The organism is Paenibacillus sp. OK076 (assembly GCF_900110055.1).
In the GTDB taxonomy this organism is placed as follows: domain Bacteria; phylum Bacillota; class Bacilli; order Paenibacillales; family Paenibacillaceae; genus Paenibacillus.
On record NZ_FOCH01000002.1, the window covers coordinates 740067 to 758936 of the forward strand.

17 protein-coding genes are annotated in these 18870 nt (G+C 47.7%); all 17 read left to right on the top strand.

The window, feature by feature from the left end:
• Positions 1-102: 102 nt before the first annotated feature.
• A complete protein-coding gene (atpF, locus tag BMY78_RS22025; RefSeq protein ID WP_063568355.1) occupies positions 103-591 on the top strand; it encodes a F0F1 ATP synthase subunit B in 489 nt (162 codons plus the stop codon).
• Complete coding sequence (locus BMY78_RS22030) at positions 588-1136, top strand: F0F1 ATP synthase subunit delta (RefSeq protein ID WP_090903514.1); 549 nt, start codon at positions 588-590, stop codon at positions 1134-1136. The genes atpF and BMY78_RS22030 overlap by 4 nt, the downstream gene beginning before the upstream one ends.
• Before the next feature lie 16 nt (positions 1137-1152).
• Positions 1153-2667, top strand: coding sequence for a F0F1 ATP synthase subunit alpha (atpA, locus tag BMY78_RS22035; protein WP_090903515.1), 1515 nt, complete (start codon positions 1153-1155; stop codon positions 2665-2667).
• A 210-nt stretch (positions 2668-2877) separates the two neighbouring features.
• The gene (atpG, locus tag BMY78_RS22040) at positions 2878-3750 is read left to right on the top strand and encodes an ATP synthase F1 subunit gamma (protein ID WP_090903516.1); all 873 of its coding nucleotides are present in this window, start codon (positions 2878-2880) and stop codon (positions 3748-3750) included.
• 94 nt (positions 3751-3844) lie between these two features.
• A complete protein-coding gene (atpD, locus tag BMY78_RS22045) occupies positions 3845-5248 on the top strand; it encodes a F0F1 ATP synthase subunit beta (protein WP_024632716.1) in 1404 nt (467 codons plus the stop codon).
• A gap of 59 nt (positions 5249-5307) precedes the next feature.
• Positions 5308-5712, top strand: coding sequence for a F0F1 ATP synthase subunit epsilon (locus BMY78_RS22050; protein ID WP_090903517.1), 405 nt, complete (start codon positions 5308-5310; stop codon positions 5710-5712).
• 604 nt (positions 5713-6316) lie between these two features.
• Positions 6317-6574 carry a DUF1146 family protein gene (locus BMY78_RS22055; protein WP_090903518.1) on the top strand — a complete coding sequence of 86 codons (258 nt, stop codon included), beginning with the start codon at positions 6317-6319 and terminating at the stop codon, positions 6572-6574.
• Positions 6575-7094: 520 nt separating this feature from the next.
• A complete protein-coding gene (murA, locus tag BMY78_RS22060; protein WP_083678749.1) occupies positions 7095-8441 on the top strand; it encodes a UDP-N-acetylglucosamine 1-carboxyvinyltransferase in 1347 nt (448 codons plus the stop codon).
• Positions 8442-8902: 461 nt separating this feature from the next.
• Positions 8903-10249 (top strand): stage II sporulation protein D, encoded by a 1347-nt coding sequence (gene spoIID, locus BMY78_RS22065; protein ID WP_090903519.1) that lies wholly within the window; start codon positions 8903-8905, stop codon positions 10247-10249.
• A 783-nt stretch (positions 10250-11032) separates the two neighbouring features.
• Entirely contained in the window at positions 11033-11773 is a 741-nt protein-coding gene (locus BMY78_RS22070; RefSeq protein ID WP_090903520.1) for a M23 family metallopeptidase, read from the top strand.
• Between the two features lie 171 nt (positions 11774-11944).
• Positions 11945-12232: a sporulation transcriptional regulator SpoIIID gene (spoIIID, locus tag BMY78_RS22075; RefSeq protein ID WP_024632710.1), complete on the top strand. Its 288-nt coding sequence runs from the start codon at positions 11945-11947 to the stop codon at positions 12230-12232.
• 219 nt (positions 12233-12451) lie between these two features.
• Positions 12452-13450, top strand: a complete 999-nt coding sequence (locus BMY78_RS22080) for a rod shape-determining protein (RefSeq protein ID WP_090903521.1) — start codon at positions 12452-12454, stop codon at positions 13448-13450.
• A 102-nt stretch (positions 13451-13552) separates the two neighbouring features.
• A complete protein-coding gene (locus tag BMY78_RS22085; protein WP_090903522.1) occupies positions 13553-14437 on the top strand; it encodes a flagellar hook-basal body protein in 885 nt (294 codons plus the stop codon).
• A gap of 525 nt (positions 14438-14962) precedes the next feature.
• Positions 14963-15802 (top strand): flagellar hook-basal body protein, encoded by an 840-nt coding sequence (locus BMY78_RS22090; RefSeq protein WP_090903523.1) that lies wholly within the window; start codon positions 14963-14965, stop codon positions 15800-15802.
• Between the two features lie 12 nt (positions 15803-15814).
• Complete coding sequence (locus BMY78_RS22095; RefSeq protein WP_024632706.1) at positions 15815-16039, top strand: DNA-directed RNA polymerase subunit beta; 225 nt, start codon at positions 15815-15817, stop codon at positions 16037-16039.
• Between the two features lie 483 nt (positions 16040-16522).
• Entirely contained in the window at positions 16523-16954 is a 432-nt protein-coding gene (fabZ, locus tag BMY78_RS22100) for a 3-hydroxyacyl-ACP dehydratase FabZ (protein WP_024632705.1), read from the top strand.
• Between the two features lie 57 nt (positions 16955-17011).
• Positions 17012-18733 carry a phospho-sugar mutase gene (locus BMY78_RS22105; RefSeq protein ID WP_090903524.1) on the top strand — a complete coding sequence of 574 codons (1722 nt, stop codon included), beginning with the start codon at positions 17012-17014 and terminating at the stop codon, positions 18731-18733.
• Positions 18734-18870 lie beyond the last annotated feature (137 nt).

The following is an 18870-nucleotide window of genomic DNA, read 5'->3' on the forward strand; positions in this document are numbered from 1 at the left end:
GGTTTGGCGGGGAAGGCCACAGCCATCCGCGCCTTCTTTTTAGGTAGCGTCCGTAAACGCGGAGTTGCGGCCTGAGGATACCTTCAGGAAGGAGTGAACAGATTGAATTTCGTATGGGAAAATACAGTTCTGGCGATTATAGCATTTGGTATTTTATATTGGCTGCTTAGCCGTTATGCATTTGGTCCACTTTTCTCCATTATGGAAAAACGTCGTGAGCTCGTATTGGCGCAAATGAATGAGGCTGCCCAAACGCGGGATCAGGCTATTGCCTATGTTGAGGAACAGAAGCAGGCTCTTGAAAAAGCGCGTAAAGATGCTTATGACATCATTGAACAATCCAAACAAACAGGCGGCAAACAGGCTGAAACGATTCTGGCGGATGCAAAAGCAGAAGCGAATCGCCTGAAAGACGATGCTGTGCGTGAGATTGAGAGCGAGAAGAACAAAGCGGTTGCAGCGCTTCGCAGTGAACTGGGTACAGCTTCCGTTCAAATCGCTTCCAAGCTGATCAAAAAAGAAGTTGAGAACGGTCCTGCACAAGAGGAGCTTGTGAACCAATACCTCAATGAGGTAGGAGGCCGACAATGAGCCGCGATACGATTGTTGCTAAGCGTTATGCGAAAGCATTGTTTGAAGTTGCTCTCGGACAGAATCAGGTGCTCGAAGTCGAACAAGAGCTGCGTACTGTAGTAATTGCCATCACAGGTGATGCGGAAATCGGTAAATTTATCGAGTCACCCAACATCTCTGAAGAAGCAAAACAGAACGTACTTCGCACAAGTCTTGACGGCAAGGTGTCTGAACCTGTTCTGAAAACCGTTTTGCTTTTGATTGAGCGTGGACGTGTTGAACTGCTGGAAGATCTGCTGAATGATTATGTGAAGATCGAGGGCGAATCGCTCGGCATAGCCGATGCGCGCGTGTACTCGACTTATGCCTTGAATGATGAAGAACAAGAAGCGGTAGCCCGTGAATTCGGCGGCCGTGTGAATAAAAAGATCCGTATCGAGAACATTGTCGATCCGACTTTGCTGGGCGGATTGAAAGTTGCCATTGGCGATACGATCTATGACGGCAGCTTGGCTGGCAAGCTCGAACGTCTTGAGCAGTCTTTTAACAGACGAGTACAGTAGATTGGGGTGAGGACACTTGAGTATCAAACCAGAAGAAATCAGTACATTAATTAAGAGCCAGATCGAACAATACAAGAACGATATCGATGTAGTCGAAGTCGGGACGGTTATTGAGGTTGGTGACGGTATCGCTCGTGTCTACGGACTTGAGAACGTCATGTCCAACGAGTTGGTTGAATTCCCAAGCGGTGTTATGGGTCTCGCCATGAACGTGGAAGAGAGCAACGTCGGTGTCGTTATCCTGGGACCTTACTCGGACATCCGTGAAGGCGACCAAGTAAAACGTACCGGTCAAATCATGCAAGTGCCAGTTGGCGAAGCATTGATTGGACGCGTTGTAAATCCGCTCGGTATTCCTGTTGATGGCAAAGGGCCAATCGCTACAACAGAATTCCGTCCGGTTGAAGGTAAAGCACCAGGCGTAATGGATCGTAAATCGGTTCATGAGCCGATGCAAACAGGGATCAAAGCGATTGATGCGATGGTTCCAATCGGTCGTGGACAACGTGAGTTGATCATCGGTGACCGTCAAACAGGTAAAACATCGATCGCGATCGATGCCATCCTGAACCAAAAAGGCAGCGGCATGAAATGTATCTATGTTGCTATCGGTCAAAAACAATCTACAGTTGCACAAGTCGTAGAAACTCTCCGTCGTAAAGGCGCAATGGAGTACACGATTGTTGTAACTGCAGCAGCTTCTGACCCATCACCATTGTTGTACATCGCACCGTATTCCGGTTGTTCGATGGGCGAGTACTTTATGTACAAAGGTGAGCACGTACTGGTCATCTATGATGACTTGACCAAACAAGCGGCAGCATACCGTGAGCTTTCCTTGCTGCTTCGCCGTCCACCGGGCCGTGAGGCATATCCGGGTGACGTCTTCTACCTGCACTCCCGTTTGCTGGAGCGTGCTGCGAAGCTGAATGATGAGCTTGGTGGTGGTTCTTTAACCGCACTGCCGTTCATTGAAACACAAGCTTCCGACGTATCTGCATACATTCCGACGAACGTAATCTCCATTACGGACGGACAAATCTTCTTGGAAGCTGACTTGTTCAATGCTGGACAACGCCCGGCGATCAACGTAGGTATCTCCGTATCCCGTGTCGGTGGTTCTGCTCAGATCAAAGCGATGAAAAAGGTTGCAGGTTCCCTGCGTCTCGACCTCGCTCAATATCGTGAGCTTCAAGCGTTCTCCCAGTTCGGTTCCGATCTGGATAAAGCGACTCAGGCCCGCCTGAATCGTGGTGCTCGTATGATGGAAATCCTGAAGCAAGGTGTTAACCAGCCTCTGCCTGTAGAACAACAGGTAGTCAGCTTGTACACAGCGGTTAAAGGATTCCTGGATGAGATTCCTACAGGTGATGTTACTCGTTTCGAGCGTGAGTTCCTCGCGTTCATGGAGAGCAGCCATCCGGAAATTCTCGGGTCTATCCGTGATACAAAAGAATTGACTGCAGACAATGAATCCGCTCTGAAAGATGCTATTGAGAAATTCAGAAAGAGCTTTGCTGTCTCTGTCTAAATAGATGATATGCAGTTGCGGAGTTGTTTAACCGATTCCGCATGTCTGCATGTAAAACTTTGATCTATCAAAGTTTCAGTATGCTTACGAAGTAGTTTTGACTATGTCAAAACTAGTGAATGCTTACGAAGTAACTTTGGCTCTGCCAAAGTTTAAGTTTGGGCTTACGAAGTAGTTTTGACTACGTCAAAACTTGAAGGTGGTGAAATCATGGCAAAAGGCATGCGCGAAATAAAGCGGCAAATTAAAAGCGTACAAAGCACCAAGCAGATCACCAAAGCAATGGAGATGGTAGCTGCCGCAAAACTGCGTAAGGCGCAGGAAAAAGCGGAAGCAGCTCGTCCTTATTCGGAGAAGCTGAAGGAAGTTGTGGCAAGTATTGCAAAAAGCACGCAAGGGGTTCAGCATCCGATGCTGGAAAGTCGTCCGGTCAAAAAGACAGCTTATCTGGTTATTACATCGGACCGCGGTCTTGCGGGTGGTTACAATGCGAATATTTTGCGTCAGGTTAACCTGACACTCAAAGAAAAACACAACTCTCAGAATGACTACGAATTGTTCGTCATTGGACGTAAGGGACGCGATTATTTCAAACGGCGTGAAATGGCGATGACATCCACTACAACGGATCTTTCCGATTCGCCATCATTTGCAGATATCAAATCCATCGCACACGAAGCTGTTCAAGGGTTTGAATTGGGTAAATTTGATGAATTGTACATCTGTTATAACCGCTTTGTAAATGCGTTGACCCAGATTCCTACGGTAGAACGTCTTCTTCCGATGGAAACACCTGAGGTAACTGCTGCAGAAGGACCGACTGCAAGCTACGAGTATGAGCCGTCTCCTGAAGCTGTACTGGAGGTTTTGCTTCCGCGTTATGCGGAAACGCTGATCTATGGTGCACTTCTGAACGGTAAAGCGAGTGAGCTGGGCGCGAAAATGACGGCCATGGGTAATGCAACCAAAAATGCATCCAAACTCATCAATGACTTGTCATTGACCTATAACCGTGCCCGTCAAGCGGCGATTACGCAGGAGATTACGGAAATTGTGGCAGGTGCCAACGCAGCACAAGGCTAACCGTTTTTTATTAATGAAGGCTTGCAGAGCAAAGATAAACGAACGGTACATTATTTTTGCAAAAGTAGCAGGCTTGTAGGAGGGGAACGTTAAGATGAACAAAGGACGCGTTGTGAGCATCATGGGTCCGGTTGTTGACGTCGAGTTTGATCGCGGCGGTCTGCCGGAAATCCTCAATGCCATTACGATCACTACAGTAAGCGAAAGCGGCGTGAGTGTGAATCTGACACTCGAAGCTTCGAAACATCTGGGTGACAACCGGGTACGTTGTATCGCGATGTCCTCCACGGACGGACTCGTTCGTGGTATGGAAGCCGTAGATACAGGAGCTCCAATCTCTGTACCTGTTGGGGAAGCGACACTGGGTCGTGTATTTAACGTACTCGGCGAAGCCATTGATACTGGCGGCACTGTAGCTGCTGCACATAAAAATCCGATTCACCGCTCGGCTCCTGCATTTGATGAACTGACTACCCAGGCTGAAATGCTGGAGACAGGAATCAAAGTTATCGACTTGTTGGCTCCTTATGCCAAAGGTGGTAAAATCGGTCTCTTCGGTGGTGCCGGTGTAGGTAAAACCGTAACGATTCAGGAATTGATCAACAACATCGCACAAGAACACGGTGGTATCTCCGTATTCGCGGGTGTTGGTGAGCGTACACGTGAAGGTAATGACTTGTATCACGAGATGAGTGATTCCGGCGTTATCAACAAAACAGCAATGGTGTTCGGACAAATGAACGAGCCTCCAGGTGCACGTCTTCGTGTAGCCCTCACTGGTCTGACCATGGCGGAATACTTCCGTGATGAAGAAGGCCGTGACGTGTTGCTCTTTATCGATAACATCTTCCGTTTCACCCAAGCAGGTTCAGAAGTATCTGCCTTGCTCGGACGTATGCCTTCCGCAGTAGGTTACCAACCAACGCTGGCAACGGAAATGGGTCAACTGCAAGAACGTATCACTTCGACTAAAAAAGGTTCCGTAACATCCATCCAGGCCATCTACGTGCCTGCGGATGACTATACTGACCCGGCTCCAGCAACGACGTTTGCCCACTTGGATGCAACGACGAACCTGGAACGTAAAATTTCCGAGATGGGTATCTACCCTGCGGTAGATCCGTTGGCATCCAGCTCCCGGATCTTGTCCCCTGAAGTTGTAGGCGAAGAGCATTACAACGTAGCTCAAGGCGTTAAACGTATCTTGGCGCGTTATAATGAATTGCAGGATATTATTGCGATTCTGGGTATGGACGAGCTGAGTGAGGAAGACAGAGCGCTCGTTTACCGTGCTCGTAAAATTCAACGTTTCTTGTCCCAGCCATTCCACGTTGCTGAAGCATTTAACGGTATTCCGGGTAAATACGTTCCGGTTAAAGAAACGGTGCGCAGCTTTAAAGAAATTCTCGAAGGCAAGCATGACGATCTTCCGGAAGCAGCTTTCCTCTTCGTGGGTACAATTGAAGAGGCAGTGGAGAAAGCCAAAACACTGGTATAATCTGAATCCAGGATTGTCCTTATGAAGCGAGCTATCGGATAGTTTCAGGAGGGATGGAATTGAGCACCTTTTTGTTGGAAATTGTAACACCTGAGCGTTTGGTATTTACAGAGCAAGTGGATAGTATCATCGTTCGTGGTGTTGAAGGGGAACTGGGTATTATGCCAGGTCACATCCCTATGGTCACACCATTGCAGATCGCACCAATCATTATCAAAAACGGAAAACAGAACAAGCAGGTCGCTATTGGCGGCGGGTTTATCGAAGTCCGTAAAGATAAGGTTGTTGTCCTCGCAGAAAGTGCCGAATTCCCGGAAAATATTGATGTGGACCGTGCGCGTGCAGCGAAAGAGCGGGCAGAACGCCGTCTCAGCAGCCAAAGCAATCAGGACCATTTTGATCACCGCCGGGCAGAGATTGCTCTGCAAAAAGCGGTTAACCGGATCAACGTATACGGCAAATAAACTGTTCATTGGAGCCTGGCGGCTTAGTCTGCCGGGCTTTTTTGAGTTTTTAGAACGTTCTCTTTTCCAGTTACAGTAGAATATATGTTCATTTTCTTCGGTTGAAGCTCTTGATTTAACGGGAAATAAAGTTTAATTGTATTCACCGTTTATGGGCAGTTGAATAGAATGTAGGACTAAAGTCGTGGCGATAATGATCACTGTTGGAACCATTTTTAACGACGTAAATCCAAATTATTTCCGAGGAAATGACAAGATCGATATCGAAATAACGCTCTTTTATGTCGTTTTAGTCACAAAATCCCGGCATTTTGAATTTAAAATATTATCAAAGTGGAAATCAATGTAATTGACAATGTATGATGAAAGAGCCTATATTCCATAGAGTCAGCAGATGCAGGAAGCTGCGTTGATGAATTCCATAGTCATTCACAGCCAGATTGTTGCTGCTCCGTGATTGGGCATCCAGATTTCCTGCATAGCAGGAGTAAGTCTGACAGTAGGTTCAGTGTGTTGTGTTCAAGTCATTCCATTGTTCTAACAAGTTATGGATGCCAGGCATAATTATGCTGATCGCTGCAACAAATGTGGAGGTAATGAATATATGGATACTGACCTGACGAATCAGTTGAACCAGACATTAAGTACGAATGGCTTAGTTTCGATTATCGTCTCTCTTTTATGTATAGCGTTGTCGTGGTGGGCTTTGCAGAATCTCAAGCTGGATTTAATCATCAGGCAGCCAAGAGGAGCACAGGGAAGACTGTTACATTTACTGTTGGCCATTATACTTGGGCATGCTGTTTCAGGCTTTGTCATTGACTATTTGTCATGGACACAAATGTTGCACCATTTGTTTTAATGTTGAGATGGTTGGTTAATCATCTGTTAGGTTCTTCAAGCAGTGTAATGTCGAATAACATCGATTAATTGTGTTAACAATTAGAGTATGAGTTGTCGGCAAAGGAATTAAGAAAAAAGTGTGACGTTTAATTGGATGGATTTGAGATGTTTTATGTAAAAATGCTTGTATCGTACAATTCAACAATGTTATGATGGAAGTTAGGGAATTCACAATTGTTCACTTATTTTGTGGTTATAAACGGGATATCCGGTTGAATCCGGCTAATAATCATCCCAATCTGTCTGTTCAGATGTTTGCTGGCCTGTAAGGCGTTATATTTACAAGTCGGAGGGCATCATGCAACGCACGTGGTATCATCGATATGGATTATAAACCAATTCTTTTCTGAATAGACATCAAGGGCATTATTTGCCAGGTTATGTCGAAATTCCACACACAGCAACAGTCTTTTCTATTACAGAAGGGCTCATGTATTCCGGAATGAAGAAAAGGGAATAAAAGCGCGGAGGGAACCATGATGAGCAAATTTATCGTCCGCGGTGGCAAAAGGTTGACCGGAAGTGTCAAAGTTAGCGGCGCTAAAAATTCTGTTCTTCCGATCATCGCTGCCTCTCTCTTAGGGGAAGAAGGACAAAGCGTTATTATTGACGCTCCTCCTCTAGACGATGTGATGACGATTAACAAGGTGTTGGAATCGCTGGGAGCGGGTGTTACATACCGGGACGAAGTGATTACCGTAAATGCGGAGAAACTTACTTCCTGTGAGGCACCGTATGAATGGGTAAGTAAAATGCGGGCGTCTTTTCTGGTCATGGGGCCATTGTTGACGCGTATGGGTCATACAAGAATTTCGCTTCCTGGTGGATGTGCCATCGGTACACGGCCTATTGATCAGCATTTGAAAGGTTTTGAAGCCATGGGCGCTGAGATCAGCTTGGGCCAAGGCTATATAGAAGCTCGCAGCCAAGGACGGTTGCGTGGCGCGAAAATTTATCTGGATGTGGCTTCCGTAGGTGCCACTCAAAATATTATGATGGCTGCAACATTGGCTGAGGGTGTAACTGTTCTGGAGAACGCGGCTAAAGAACCAGAGATTGTGGATCTTGCCAACTTCCTGAATGGAATGGGTGCAAAAGTACGAGGTGCTGGAACAGGAGTCATCCGCATCGAAGGTGTGGAGAAACTGTCTGGCGTGAAGCATACCGTCATTCCTGACCGGGTTGAAGCAGGTACCTATATGGCTGCTGCTGCAATCTCCGGTGGTGATGTGTATATCGAAGGTGCGATTTCAGACCACCTGGGTTCTGTTATTGCGAAGCTGGAAGAAATGGGTGTAACCATTCATCCTGACGAGAATGGCGTTCGTGTCATTGCAGATCGTCCCCTCAAGGCTGTGGATGTGAAAACATTACCATACCCAGGTTTCCCTACAGATATGCAATCCCAAATGATGGCGCTTTTGCTTGCGTCTGAAGGAACTTCTGTTGTAACAGAGACTGTTTTTGAAAATCGCTTCATGCATGTGGATGAATTCCAATTGATGAATGCGGAGATCAAAGTTGAAGGACGTTCGTCCATCATCACGGGCAATGCCAAGCTGAAGGGTGCCAAAGTAACTGCTACCGATTTGCGTGCGGGTGCCGCACTTATTATTGCGGGTCTTGTTGCTGAAGGTACAACAGAAGTGGGCGGTGTTCATCACATCGACCGTGGCTACGTACATCTCGCTGAGAAGCTTAACGGACTTGGAGCCGATATTTATCGTATTTCGGTTGAAGAGCCTAAGCTGGATGCAGTTAAAGCATCGAATGAAAAAGTCGGGGAAGAAGTACCGCTGTTCAAAGTACAACCGACCTGGGCATAACATCGAATTGGACAATAGGCGCTGCTCTCTAATATGAATCACACATCATTGTATATTGCGGATACGAGAGCATGCGTGCTGTCCTTTAAATTCAGATCAAAAGCTAAGCCATCTGGCTTGGCTTTTTTTTGTGTTCAACGATCAATTGAATCAGTACCTGATTCTATTAATAGCTGGTCCTAACTTATATAGCATAACATCATATTCTGTACCAATTCTGAACAAATGAAAGAGCCTGCTTTTTGAGGAACGGGTGGTACCTTATGGAACCGGATTCCGCGACAGATCAATGTTTTTCCATAATACATAGCAAAAGTAAGTTAGAAATCGCCACATATGGAATGCCTTCGTTTCTCTTAAATCAGGTTCTATCAGATCCAGCCAGCTCATACCCTAAACTATGGATTTGAACAAAAGGACCGGCGTTTGACCGGCCATGGACAACGGAGGGTTATATCAAAATGAAAGAAGCCCGTGTGCAGGTTAAGGTACCTCTTGTCCCACGTCCACTAGTGAAGGAGCCAGATGAAATTGCTGGTTTCGGTGTGGAAAAAGACAAGCTTGCTTCAACGAACATTAGAACGGTTCCAGATGAGCCCGTAACAACATCTCCTAGACGGCCTGGCTCCCAACAGGAGCCAGCTCAACAGCCTGCGGCACGTATACACATGCCTGTCATTGAATTAGATCAGTTTCGTCGTGTGAAGCGCCGCCGAATGCGTACGTTCGGCCGAGGCCGCAGATGGGGCAAGAACAATACTCGTTGGCAGCCCGCAGCAGCTGTATCGGCAGTACTGGCGCTTGCGTTGTTGATCCCCGCCATTTTGGTCTGGCCTCGGACGGATGATCCTGTTAAACCCATCCCTGTCCCACCAGGTACAGGCAGTGTAACGACTCCAGCACCTTCTCCAGCTGTACCTGTTACCTATCCTGAACCTCAAGTAAGGGTTTACCTGTCAGCAACCGGTACAACGATGAATCTTCCCCTTGAAGATTATGTTACCGGAGTTGTCGCTGCCGAGATGCCAGCGGAGTTCAGATTGGAGGCTCTGAAGGCACAGGCTATTGCTGCAAGGACATTTATCGTGAGAAGGCTGGCAGCCAACGATACAAGCGGTGTACCTTCAGGAGAAGCTGATGTAACGGATACTGTGAGTCATCAGGTATTTATACCACCAGAACAAGTAAAAGCCGACTGGACACGTCTGGGGAAAGCGAAGGAATGGGAGAAGCTGCAGCAGGCTGTACGCGAAAGCAAAGATTCCGTCATGACATATCAAGGCAAGGCAATTACTGCATCCTTTTTCTCCACAAGTAATGGGTATACGGAAAATGCTGAGGATGTATGGGGCAACCCTGTACCTTATTTACAAAGCGTAGCGAGTCCGTGGGATAAAAACCTGGCTCCGGGCTTTAAGGAAACCATCACCATGAAGCGCAATGAGATTCTCCAAAAGTTGAATCTGGGGGCAAATGCCATCCCTGTGAGCGCGCAGCAGAGCGGTGGGTGGATGGAAGTGTTGTCTACAACGCAGGGCCATCGCATCAAGGAGATGCAGATTGCAGGTAAAACGTTTAGCGGGCCGGAGGTTCGAAAGCTGCTTGGGCTTCGATCCAGCCAGTTCAGCTGGAAGACCGATGGAGACGAGGTTCAGATTACAACGTATGGATACGGTCACGGAGTCGGCATGAGCCAGTGGGGAGCCAACGGCATGGCACAGGAGGGTCACACAGCGACCCAGATTCTCAAACACTACTACACAGGTATCTCCTTCGGACAGGCATCCAAGATGCTGGCATCGAAGTAGAAACACTGGAATGAATGGATAAAGATAAAACCAGCAGTTGAACAGTGATTTGTGCAGGTTCCCCATCTTCTCTGTTGGAGAGTTAAAGAATCAGAGTCACCTTGTGGACGTGAAATGCCGCAATAGCGTCGATCAGGTTCGTTAGAAGTTTTACTGTCATAAGACATGATGATATGTTATTTTCCAGAAAACTGTCCTTCTGTTAATAAAGCGCACAGTATTGTTAGAAAGGTATCTGGTAGTATTATAGTGCTCCCGAATTGTTTGCGTTAGAAATAACCATTAGAGCGGCCTCTTCGTCCCTGTGCTTTCTCTTCTCGCTACTCTAGCGGAGCAATCTAACGAATCCCAGACGTCTTATATCGCCTAATATAGCTAATCTCATCCTACCTAATAATCACGTTAAATTGATTTCATCAACTCACTTCATAGAAGGATTGGCTTATTACAGCCAATCCAGGTTTCTCTACCAACCACCCCTTCCGGGCTTTCAAGACTTGGCTATATATGCGGAGTGTGCGAGCGTATGGAGAGCGCAGGGGACAGAAAAGGCCTGTAGAAACGAAGTGTCCGCCTTTACTCCCGGATTTCACCTTTGAAGAAGGTGATAGAAGAAATCTGGGAGTAACAGCCGGTCGAAAGGTTTTCTGGCCCCGAAGCGGTGCACGTACTAACACTCATCTCAGCATATATAGCACTCTTTGAAAGCTCCGTGAAAATAATTAGAGTCGCGCGTGTATAAAAGAGTTGCACCCGGTAACACTTGTTACTGAGGTGATCAAGATGAATGAACAAAACAAAAAAACAGTCCAAGAAGAAACTCCTAAAACAACTCAAGGAGTACCGGCTAGCCAGCCCTCTTCATGGAAAAGAGCAATGTCCAAACGTTGGGTCTTCCCGGCAGCCTACATCGCAGCAGCAGGCATTATACTAACCTTAGTGTGGGTCTATCAGGGCACAGGCGACAAAACGCTGAACTCGGACCCTGCTAACGGGGTAGTAGAAACAGGCGCATCGGCGGGTACAGAAGGAACAGCGGTTAACGGAGAAGAGGAAAGTGTGGAAGTTGTTGCAAAGTCGGAGAATTTTGTATGGCCGGTAGCGGTTCCGTCCGAAATTTCGGTAGTCAAACCTTTCTATGACAACGAAGCTTCAACTGAGGAACATGAAGCAGCGATGGTGCAGTACAATGACACATTTATTCCGAACACGGGTGTAGATCTGGCACGTGGGGATAACAAAACGTTCGAAGTCAAAGCAGCACTCGGCGGAAAAGTTACCCGGGTAGAACAAAACCCAATAACAGGTCAAGTTGTGGAAATCACACACAGTGATAACCTCAAGACTGTATACCAAAGCCTGGCTGACGTTAAAGTAAAACAGGATGATGAAGTGAAGCAAGGAGATGCAATTGCATCGGCTGGCGTTAATGAACTGGAAAAAACGCTGGGCAACCACCTTCACTTTGAAGTTTACGAAGACGGACAACCGGTTAACCCGCAAGGATATCTTCCGGAAAAATAAATGATTTTTACCGCAGCAACATGATGGGCAGAGGGAATTCTCCTCTGCTCTTTTTGTGCTTTTCAGAAAATAATGGGACCTTCGAAGCTTGTCACACCTTTAAACCGCGAATATATAGGCATGCTCCTCATATAATGTACCAAACTATCCACACAGTAGGGAGGCGGGAGCGTGCACGATTACATCAAGGAACGGACCATCAAAATTGGTCGCTGCATTGTTGAGACGAGGAATACGGTCCGTACCATAGCCAAGGAATTCGGCGTGTCAAAGAGTACTGTGCATAAGGATCTGACGGAGCGTCTGCCGGAAATTAACCCTGATCTTGCTGACCAGGTGAAACACATTCTGGAGTATCACAAGTCCATCCGTCATTTGCGGGGCGGTGAAGCGACCAAAATTAAATACAAAAAAACAAGTGGTAAAAAACGCGAGGTGCTGGCTTCCGCTAAATCGTAGGGACCTGCGGAAAGACGTAGGCCAAAAAGCTCACACATGCATTGAATCCCTCCCCTGAAGTATGATATGTTAAAAGCTGGTACAGGATCGAATTATGACATCTTATCAGCCCGATTTTTACATATATATGTTGCACTTTGTCGAACGAGCGGTGACGTGATAAGGGACTCTTTTTCACAGGATACGCTGACCAAATAATATCACTTTGGGGGCTCTTTTATGTTTAGCAAGGATATCGGTATTGATCTTGGCACGGCGAACGTGCTTATTCACGTGAAAGGAAGTGGGGTTGTCCTCGATGAACCTTCCGTCGTGACCATTGAAAGCGATACGAAGCGGGTCCTTGCTGTTGGGGAAGAAGCGCGTCGTATGGTGGGGCGTACTCCAGGTAACATTGTTGCCATTAGACCGCTGCGTGACGGTGTTATTGCGGACTTCGAAATTACGGAAGCAATGCTTAGACATTTCATTAATCGTGTGGGGGCAAGAAGCTGGTACAGCCACCCGCGTATTCTGATCTGTGCACCAACCAACATTACTTCCGTGGAGCAGAAGGCTATCCGTGAAGCTGCAGAGCGCAGCGGTGCCAAAGAAGTATTTCTGGAAGAAGAGCCGAAAGCGGCAGCGATCGGTGCGGGAATGGATATTTTTCAGCCGAGCGGCAATATGGTCGTGGATATCGGCGGCGGAACGACTGACGTTGCAGTCCTGTCTATGGGCGACGTAGTCACCGCCTCTTCTATTAAAGTCGCAGGGGACAAGTTCGACGAAGCGATTACCAAGTTTATCAAAGCTAAATACAAGCTCATGATCGGTGAACGTACAGCCGAAGATCTCAAGATTGCGATTGGTTCCGTGCATCCGGGTGGACGTCAAACGGAGATGGACATTCGCGGTCGGGATATGGTATCCGGTTTACCTGTCACCGTAACGGTGTCGGGAAATGAAGTACAGGAGGCGCTATGGGATTCCGTGCAATCCATCATCGTTGCAGCCAAGTCGGTATTGGAGCGGACGCCACCGGAATTGTCAGCAGACATTATTGATCGTGGTGTCGTGTTGACAGGGGGAGGCGCTTTGCTGAACGGACTGGACGAACTGTTGTCCAATGAATTGCATGTACCGGTATGGGTTGCAGAGGATCCGATGCATTGTGTCGTGAAGGGGACTGGCATTATGCTGAATAATTTGGATCAAGTAGTTAAGAAAAAGTTCTAATCTGCCGATATAAAAAGCAAAGGTTCGCCCAAGCTCGGGATTAGAACAGACAAGCAGCCATCTTGTAATGCAGGACAAGCGCTTGAGGAGAGGGGTTAATACATGTTAAGAGGTCTGTACACCGCTACTGCGGGAATGATTACGCAACAACGCCGCCATGACACAGCAACGCAGAATATCGTAAATATGAACACAACGGGATATAAACAAGTGAACAGCGTAAGCCGATCTTTCCCGGAGATGCTCATTACTTTGGTAGGCGGAGATGCCAATCTTCCGACAAAGCGGCTGGGCAAGCTGAACACGGGTGTGTTCGCGGAAGAAAGTTTGTCCATGAATTTGCAGGGAGCCATTATGGAAAGTGGGCAAAAGAGTGATTTTGCCATTTCGTCCAATCTGGCCGTGAATGATCCACAGACAGGACAACCTGTCCCGTTTGACGGTTCAGGCAAATTTGTACGAGCTGATGGCACGGTAACTTACCAACCTCAGGCGTATTTTACAGTACAGGATGCAGAAGGTAACACAAGGTACACACGTGATGGTCACTTCGACGTTACAGGAACTGGACAGCTGCTCAGCTCAACAGGTTCACAAGTCCTGGATAATAATGGACAACCTGTTGTATTGACAGGCTCGGTTGACCAATTTAAAGTGGATGAGCAAGGTCGTCTTGTTAATGCAGACACGGGTGCACCCACAGGTGTTACATTGGGAATCAGTGTCATCGACCAACCCAACCAACTGGTACGTCAAGGCGATGGTAATTTCAGCCTGAATGATCAGAATGGAGCAACGGCCCGGATGATGGCTGCCGGTGATAATGTGCAGATCCGTCAGGGCTACCTGGAAGGTTCGAATGTGGATGCATCACAAGCAACTGTAGATATGAACGCAGCATTCCGTGCTTATGAAGCGAACCAGAAGGTCGTACAATTCTACGACCGCAGTCTGGATAAAGCCGTCAATGAAGTTGGGCGTGTATAACGCCAACGTATAATATAGCCGCGTAGCGGAGAGCCAAACACCCTTTGCGAAGCAAAGCAGAGGGGCTCACGCGGAGCGCAAAAGCCTAAACGCAGTCGAGCCTATGCGAGGATTGCGCAGCATTAAGCTGAGCGTAGCGACGGTCTCGACAGCCCTTTGCGGAGCAAAGCAAGGAGAGAACACGCGGAGCGCAAAAGCCTAAACGCAGTCGAGCCTATGCGAGGATTGCGCAGCATTAAGCTGAGCGTAGCGACGGTCTCGACAGCCCTTTGCGAAGCAAAGCAAGGAGAGACCACGCGGAGCTACCCGCCGCACAAAGAGCGTGCCCAGCTATGATTCAGCCATGTGAACCATGGCGAGAATCATAGCTGGGCAGTCGCGGCGCAAACACACCACCGTCACTTAGCAAGATCGTACCCCACGCACCCACTCCGCCTGTTTCGGGCGTCCAGAGGGCAGCGCCATCTGGGGCCCTCCCTACCAGGGAGGGTTTGGGAGGGTGAAAACAGGGAGGGTAACCACCGAATGAATAATTCCATGATTAGTGCAATGGTCTCCATGACAGGAATACAGCAGCGACTGGATGTCATTTCCGATAATATTGCCAACGTGAATACGGCAGGCTATAAGAGTAAGCAAGCTGCCTTCGAAGATGTACTGACACGTGTGCAGCAGCAGCCGGACAAGTACAAGCTGGATGGACGCTCGACCCCGATGGGATACAATCTCGGGTTTGGCGTACGTTTGGCTGACGTGACCAAGGATATGACTCAGGGTTCACTCAATGAGACAGGCAATCCTACCGATCTGGCGATTGAAGGCAATGCGATGTTTGCCGTGGAAGCAAATGGTGAGAAAATGTGGACGCGTCAGGGTGCATTCCATTTTGTCCCTGATACAAGACCCAAAACGAATCCCAATGCGCCAGATATGATGGTGTTGGTCAACGGCGAAGGCCACTTTGCATTGGATCGTCAAGGTAATCGAATTACAGCGCCGAATAACAGCAAGGTTGCATTTGATGAAAAAGGCAATCTGTTGATCCGTCGTGGCAATGAAGCCAATGCAACGATTGGAGCACAACTGCAACTCGTAGATATCGAGCGCCCGGAAGGGCTTGTGCAGTATGCGGATAACCTGTTTGGTCTGGATGCGGGTCTAACCGAGGATGATGTATTTGGGGCCAATGCAGCTACACGTGAAGCGACAGCTATGATTCGTGCAGGCTACATTGAACAATCCAACGTGGATTTGACACAAGAGATGGCTTTGCTGATGCAAGGACAGCGGACTTACCAACTGGCGGCACGTGCGCTGACATCCAGTGATTCTATGGCGGGTCTTGCCAACAATATGAGAGCATAAAAGGTGAATGTGATGACAGATACACAGCAGCAGAACAGCAAGCCGGATAAGACGAAAGTCAAGAAGAAGAAGAGTGGATGGCGCATCGCAAGATGGTTTTTGGTTCCGGTCCTGCTTGTTCTTGCCCTCGCTGGCGGATTGGTGGCTGGCTACGTGGTACTGGGCAAACAGGATATCGGTTCCGTATTGCAGTGGAGTACATGGGAACATGTATATGATTTGGTGTTCGCTCCGTAGATGAACGACATATGCTAAAACTCCTGCGCAGGCAGGAGTTTTCTTTTTGGCGTTGAAAACAGTATAATGATGGATGACGTTTGACGTCAAAAGAGGCCTCCCCTGCGAAAGACATTCGTCATCGCGAAGAGAGACCCCTTATCTCAACCTTCACTACTGCAGTCATGAAGGATATAACTAGTGTTAACTGAAAATATGCTTTTCATACAAATTAAAATGAAAAACACATTTTATATGAGCATCGACTTGATCATGTTGGGGTTGACGGCTTCCGCACTAAAGTAAGTGGAGGGAACGGAATCGTTCAGAAGAAGCGAAGCGCTCGCCTTTGTCACCGAATTTTAGACAACTCTAAAATGTATCAGAAAATTCGGGGACAACAGCGATCGAAAGAATGATCCGTAACCGTAACGACCTCTATTGCGCTTAACTTCAATCATGATGGAGAATCTCATATAAATGACCCTGAGAGGAGATTATACTGTGCTCGATATCAAACAGATTCAAGAAATTATTCCACACCGTCCCCCGTTTCTGCTGGTGGACAAGATTGTAGAGTTAGAGGATGGCAAACGTGCCGTTGGATTAAAAAATGTAACCATTAATGAACCTTTCTTCATTGGTCATTTTCCAGAGTATCCGGTAATGCCGGGGGTGTTGATTACAGAAGCACTGGCACAGGTCGGTGCAGTAGCCATTCTTAATTTGGAAGGCAACAAAGGCAAAATCGGCTTTTTGGCGGGACTGGATAATTTCCGATTCCGTGGACAAGTTGTGCCTGGAGATACATTGATGCTGGAAGTGGAGATTACGCGTCTCAAAGGTTCAATTGGTAAAGGCAAAGCTACAGCAAGAGTAGGCGACAAAGTGGTAGCTGAAGGCGAGATCATGTTCGCACTGTCTGACCCAAGCTAAATATTGTTTAGTTCAGTACTTGATTGAATTTTATATAGAAGGAAGGGGTTTGCAGGAATGGAACAGTTAAGCGCAACAGCAGCACAAACATTGCAGCAGTGGTTGGAGGATGCTTCGATTGATGAAGCGACGAAACAGGAGCTTCGTGATTTGCAGGATCAGCCGAAAGAGCTGGAAGATCGTTTCTACAGAAATCTGGAGTTTGGTACAGGTGGATTGCGTGGTGTGATCGGAGCGGGAAGCAACCGGATGAACCGTTATACGGTAGGTCGTGCAACGCAAGGGTTTGCCCGTTATTTGCTGGAGCAGCATGGCGACAAAGAAGGTAAACCTTCTGTAGTGATCGCGCATGATTCCCGTCATTTCTCACCGGAGTTCACACTGGATGCTGCCCTCGTTCTGGCTGGAAATGGCATTGTGGCTAAGCTGTTTACATCCCTGCGTCCTACGCCTCAGCTTTCCTTCAGTGTACGTCATCTGCAAGCAACCGGCGGTATTGTGGTGACGGCGAGTCATAATCCTCCTGAATACAATGGCTACAAAGTGTACAACCACGAGGGTGGACAATTGGTACCACACGAAGCAGAGAAAGTCATTCAATACATTCAGGAAGTTCCTTCTCTCGCGGACGTGAAAAAGCTGACGCAGGAAGAAGCCGAAGCTCAAGGATTGCTCGTATGGCTTGGGGAAGAGGAGGATCAGGCATTTGTTGATACCGTTGCAAGCCTAAGTCTTAGTCGTGATCTGATTCAATCCGGCGTCGGCCGTGATTTCAAAATCGTCTTCACTCCACTGCACGGAACAGGTAATGTGCCTGTACGTCGTGTGTTGGAACAGATCGGTTTCGAGCAGGTTCACATTGTGGCAGAACAAGAACAGCCTGATGCTGAATTTTCCACAGTGAAATCCCCTAACCCGGAAGAGCGCGAAGCATTTACGCTTGCAATGAAGCTGGGTGAATCCGTGGGTGCGGACATTCTGATCGGTACAGATCCGGATGCAGACCGCATGGGTGCGGTAGTGAAAGACAATGATGGCAAGTATTTCGTACTGTCGGGTAACCAATCCGGAGCCATCATGGTGCATTATGTGTTGAGCCGCTTGCAAGAGACAGGTAAACTGCCGAAAAATAGCGCGGTTGTCAAAACGATTGTAACAAGCGAGATGGGAGCGGTCATTGCCGAGCATTACGGTGCAGAAGTGATGAACACTCTGACAGGCTTTAAATATATCGGTGAAAAAATGAACCAGTTCGAAGCAACCGGCAGTCACACGTTCTTGTTCGGTTATGAGGAAAGCTATGGCTACCTGGCAGGCAGCTACGCACGTGACAAGGATGCAGTCCTGGCTGCAATGCTGATTGCTGAAGCAGCTGCTTATTATAAAAACCAAGGCAAAACGCTCTATGATGTCCTGCAAGAGCTGTACAGCCAATTCGGATATTTCCTGGAGAAGCTGGAGTCCCGTACGCTGAAAGGCAAGGATGGCGTAGCTCAAATTCAGGCGAAAATGACCGACTGGCGTTCTAATCCGCCACAAGAAGTAGCCGGCATCGCTGTACAAGATGTGCTGGATTACTCCCTTGGCTTGGATGGCTTGCCGAAAGAGAATGTTCTGAAATTTATTTTGGCAGACGGATCATGGTTCTGCCTGCGTCCTTCGGGAACAGAACCGAAGATCAAAGTATACTTCGCCGTGCGTGGAGAGAGCTTGGAAGACGCCGAAAGCCGTATCGAACGTTTGGCTACTACGGTAATGACGCGTGTAGACGCACAATAAATACGAATGCAGTACTGAGCAAGAACATGAGAAAGCCTCTCCGCACCGTAAGGTTGGTTGGCGGAGGGGCTTTTCTTTTAGGTAAAAGGGTGAATTCCTGCGTCTATTTTGGATGAATTGCGGATAGATGCACGTTT

What these genes read in the sequence shown, in the direction of transcription:
- BMY78_RS22030 (WP_090903514.1), top strand. Translation starts at nt 588, where the DNA reads ATGAGCCGCGATACGATTGTTGCTAAGCGTTATGCGAAAGCATTGTTT.
- atpG (WP_090903516.1), top strand. Translation starts at nt 2,878, where the DNA reads ATGGCAAAAGGCATGCGCGAAATAAAGCGGCAAATTAAAAGCGTACAA.
- atpD (WP_024632716.1), top strand. Translation starts at nt 3,845, where the DNA reads ATGAACAAAGGACGCGTTGTGAGCATCATGGGTCCGGTTGTTGACGTC.
- BMY78_RS22055 (WP_090903518.1), top strand. Translation starts at nt 6,317, where the DNA reads ATGGATACTGACCTGACGAATCAGTTGAACCAGACATTAAGTACGAAT.
- murA (WP_083678749.1), top strand. Translation starts at nt 7,095, where the DNA reads ATGAGCAAATTTATCGTCCGCGGTGGCAAAAGGTTGACCGGAAGTGTC.
- spoIID (WP_090903519.1), top strand. Translation starts at nt 8,903, where the DNA reads ATGAAAGAAGCCCGTGTGCAGGTTAAGGTACCTCTTGTCCCACGTCCA.
- BMY78_RS22070 (WP_090903520.1), top strand. Translation starts at nt 11,033, where the DNA reads ATGAATGAACAAAACAAAAAAACAGTCCAAGAAGAAACTCCTAAAACA.
- BMY78_RS22080 (WP_090903521.1), top strand. Translation starts at nt 12,452, where the DNA reads ATGTTTAGCAAGGATATCGGTATTGATCTTGGCACGGCGAACGTGCTT.
- BMY78_RS22085 (WP_090903522.1), top strand. Translation starts at nt 13,553, where the DNA reads ATGTTAAGAGGTCTGTACACCGCTACTGCGGGAATGATTACGCAACAA.
- BMY78_RS22090 (WP_090903523.1), top strand. Translation starts at nt 14,963, where the DNA reads ATGAATAATTCCATGATTAGTGCAATGGTCTCCATGACAGGAATACAG.
- BMY78_RS22095 (WP_024632706.1), top strand. Translation starts at nt 15,815, where the DNA reads ATGACAGATACACAGCAGCAGAACAGCAAGCCGGATAAGACGAAAGTC.
- BMY78_RS22105 (WP_090903524.1), top strand. Translation starts at nt 17,012, where the DNA reads ATGGAACAGTTAAGCGCAACAGCAGCACAAACATTGCAGCAGTGGTTG.